Raw genomic sequence first — 3,500 nt, 5'->3', positions numbered from 1 at the left:
AACCCGCCGAGCACGAGCGAAACTCACCGAAATGGCAAGCTAAATCAGAGACGGACCACTAGCACCCTTTTTGTAGGAGCACCCTGGCTTCCAACGCCCATTGCAGCTCGGCAATATCCACGGGGTTGACCAGATTCATTCCCGTAATCTCCTGATACCTTCTCAGTCGGTAGCGGAGGCTGTTCTCATGGACCATCAGCTCCCCTGCCGCTAGCTTGATTACACAGGAGTTATCAAAGTAGGTAGCTACTGAGTCAAGAATTTCCTTACCAAAATCTCCATACTCCAGCACCGGGGTGACACATTTCTCCATCAAGTGTTCAGACACATCGGTATTGTCCAGTAACGCCAATCGCCAGGAGGCTTCGGCTCGGCTATACACGCCCTTCAGCCGCTTAGCTTGGGCTATCGTAAGCAACTTCCGGGCTAACTCGTATGAACTTGCGACCTCAGGTAGGCCGACGAATGGCCCGAGCCCGACAATCTGGTCCGCCTGGGGCTCCGGGCGCTTCGAGACGAGGCCAACTACCAGCTCACCTTCAAAAACTACCTGTGCAGGAGCGCCAGGTTCGCTGCCTGACCTCTCAAGTCGGTGACGCACTGTTGTGCCCAGACCCGTGGGGAATGAGCAGCACACTGCCGCATACTCCCGTGCAGGGTCCAGGCCCAGCCTCTGGTATATGCCAACACTCGGCTCACCCCTGAGAAGACGGCGCACACTTTCCGTTCGCAGTTCTGCATGACGAATAGCAGCTTCGGTCGCCAACTCGCGGTATGCAGCAACAATCCGTGCAGTAAATCCGTCTGCCACCGCCCAGAGGATGCGCGATCCGCCAAGTGCGGTGCGAGTGTCTGTTTCGAGCAGTTCACAATACATCACGTAATAACTGTGAATAATCGTGAAACACGTCCTGAACCCTTGAAGGACGTCCTCGACGGGAATGTTCTTCTCATAACGTTCCCGACCAGTGAGGAACCCTTCATTCAACTGTCCAGGCTGCAGAGCTTCTCCCATTTCCAGAGTACGTACAGCCATGTTGACATTTCTGGTGACAGAGCGGTCCAGCTCTTCGTCATCGACCGGATCATACTCCGGCTGTCGAGCACGCAGTTCGGCTACAACCTCCTGCACGATCGCGGAACGATCCTCTGCAAGGCGGCGCGCAATGTCCTGAAGCAGAAGAGAATTCTGTTCTCGGCCACTCACCTTCGCCGCACTCATTTTCTCAGACATGCCTCGCGCCTCCGGTGTGTGTTTGAGCTCCTTAAGAAGGTCACCATGGTTGTAATTATTACAAAGATGCGGGGAAGAACCTTGTGCCTCAGCATGTAGCAACGGGGGCTTCGCCAGCTCATACTTGATCCGATGGTCTGTGATTCACGACACACGCTTCACTTGCGGTTGTCGAACCTATAACGAAGGAGGGACGATGGACATACCAAATACGCATCCGAGTACATATCTCGCCGCCTGGGACGAGGCTGTGAAGCGATACCCTGATTCGACGTTCCTGCTCTTCCGCAGCGATAAAGGGACCTGGACTGAATGGACGTATTCGGAGTTCGACCGGAAGGTCGATGGCATCGCTGCAAAGCTTGCCAGCCTGGGAGTTGGCCAGGGTCAGGCCGTACACCTCTGTTTACGCAACTCCCCCGCGTTTATCGGTGTTCAACTGGCATGCGCTCGTCTGCGTGCCTGGATGGTGCCAGTAGACCCGTCTTCAACTGCCAGGGACATCGCGCTCCAAATATCGCGCACGGCACCCTCAGTCGGGATAGCGGCCGCCCGCCGTGCCGATGTATACCGGCAGGGCGCGGAAGGTCAACTCGCCCAGCTCCTGCTTCTACATGAGGACGAACATGACTTTGCTGCCGATTCAGAACTATTCGATGAGGGCCACACCTTGCGCCGGGATGAGCTCTCCCCAGCAGAACCTGAGGACTTTCTCACGGTCATGTTTACCTCCGGGACCACCTCGGAGCCCAAGGGTGTGATCCTCACACAGGCCAACTACGCGACCCTCACATATCGGATGGCTGAGCTGGCCAATCTCTCAAGTCACCATCGGTGGTTCGTCTCATTACCGATGTTTCATGCCAATGCTCAGTTCTACTGCCTCGCTCCAGCAATCGGTGTCGGCGCGTCGATAGCCTTGTCCAGCAGGTTCTCTGCCTCGGGTTGGTTTCACCAGGCTCGGGAAGCTGGAGCCACCCACGCGAGCCTATTCGCTGCGCCCATTCGGATGATTCTTAGTCGGACACCGGAGGACATAGAGCCTCTTGAGCTCACACATGTCTGGTTTGCTCAAAACCTGAGCGCGTCCCACTACTCAGAGTTCGCACGGCTCGCGGGCACCCGCCCTCGGCAACTCTACGGTATGACTGAAACTGTCGCCATTGTCACCCGCGACGCTGAGCCCACTCCTGGGCACAAGACCATAGGTACGCCGGTCCCCGGCAGACCGGTGCTTCTCGTGGACCCAGCCACTCTGGCACCAGTTCCTCGTGGAGAAGCTGGACTTCTTCTTCTCGGTGGAGAAAGAGGTCAAGACATTTTCTTAGAGTACATGAACAGACCAGATGCCAATTCGAGGTCTTTCGTCACCGTCAACGGACGCGAATGGTTCGTAACCGGAGACATGGTTCGACAGGAACCCAATGGTGCGATGAGCTTTGTGGGCAGAATCGACGATGTCACCAAGATATCTGGGGAAAATGTCAGCCTGGCAGAGGTGGAAGCCAAAATCGCTGAAGCTCCAGGGGTCGAAGAGGTTGCCGTAGTAGCCGTCAGTGACGACGTACGCGACCACGCTATCGAGGCCTACGTAGTCCCGGAAGACTCCGCACAAGATCTCCGCACCAATTCACTTACCGAGTGGGCCGAGGAGAACCTAGCACCCGTCGCTCGTCCTCGGGTGTGGCACCGCATCGATGAACTTCCTAAGACTTCCGTTGGCAAGATCAGAAAGTTCAAATTGACCCGTTAGGGAGCCGTACAGCGACGCCCGAACACCACATATTTGCAGATCATTCACTTTGGAGACTGATATGTCACACTCGCAGACCACCAAGCGGTCATTCATGGACCGTTACCTGGCATGGTTCATCAAATGGATGCCAGACTCCTTCGTCATCTGTCTTAGCCTCACAGTCCTTGTGGCGGTCCTTGTTCTGATATTCACAGACACCCCAGTGTGGAGCCCAGACCTTGAGCAAGTCAGTCTCGTCTCCGCCTGGGCAGGGTCATTCTGGGACCTCCTCGCTTTCACGATGCAAATGACGGTACTCCTGGCTACCGGGCATGCGGTGGCCTCCTCCCCTCCCGCTAACCGGGTACTCACCTGGATTGCCAGCCTTCCGCAGACTCGCGGCCAGATGATCGCCCTCGGTGCGACTGTCGCGACCCTCCTTGGTTTCATTCACTGGGGCTTGGGAATGATGAGTAGCGTCCTCTAATGTGGTGTACGGCTCCCCGGTGAGCACGTCGTTCTTACGAGAGT

Annotated in this window: 3 protein-coding genes; 2 read left to right on the top strand and 1 reads right to left on the bottom strand. The window is 56.3% G+C overall.

The genetic code is table 11. The features are described 5' to 3' along the window. Nucleotides 1–58: 58 nt before the first annotated feature. The gene (locus GNZ21_RS11205; protein ID WP_157324366.1) at nucleotides 59–1,234 is read right to left on the bottom strand and encodes a PucR family transcriptional regulator; all 1,176 of its coding nucleotides are present in this window, start codon (nucleotides 1,232–1,234) and stop codon (nucleotides 59–61) included. A 196-nt stretch (nucleotides 1,235–1,430) separates the two neighbouring features. Between GNZ21_RS11205 and GNZ21_RS11200 the strand changes: the two genes are divergently transcribed. Both GNZ21_RS11200 and GNZ21_RS11195 read left to right on the top strand, forming a co-directional pair. Further along, nucleotides 1,431–2,987 carry a class I adenylate-forming enzyme family protein gene (locus GNZ21_RS11200; RefSeq protein ID WP_157324364.1) on the top strand — a complete coding sequence of 519 codons (1,557 nt, stop codon included), beginning with the start codon at nucleotides 1,431–1,433 and terminating at the stop codon, nucleotides 2,985–2,987. Between the two features lie 61 nt (nucleotides 2,988–3,048). Next, nucleotides 3,049–3,456 (top strand): TIGR00366 family protein, encoded by a 408-nt coding sequence (locus GNZ21_RS11195; protein WP_157324362.1) that lies wholly within the window; start codon nucleotides 3,049–3,051, stop codon nucleotides 3,454–3,456. The last annotated feature ends 44 nt before the right edge of the window (nucleotides 3,457–3,500 follow it).

The organism is Nesterenkonia alkaliphila, from assembly GCF_009758175.1.
GTDB classification, from domain to species: Bacteria; Actinomycetota; Actinomycetes; order Actinomycetales; family Micrococcaceae; genus Nesterenkonia; species Nesterenkonia alkaliphila.
This window is presented reverse-complemented; position numbering and strand designations above follow the sequence as displayed.

Excerpts from the sequence above, each read along its gene's own strand:
- GNZ21_RS11195 (WP_157324362.1), top strand. The coding sequence starts at position 3,049 with ATGTCACACTCGCAGACCACCAAGCGGTCATTCATGGACCGTTACCTG.
- GNZ21_RS11205 (WP_157324366.1), bottom strand. The coding sequence starts at position 1,234 with ATGTCTGAGAAAATGAGTGCGGCGAAGGTGAGTGGCCGAGAACAGAAT.
- GNZ21_RS11200 (WP_157324364.1), top strand. The coding sequence starts at position 1,431 with ATGGACATACCAAATACGCATCCGAGTACATATCTCGCCGCCTGGGAC.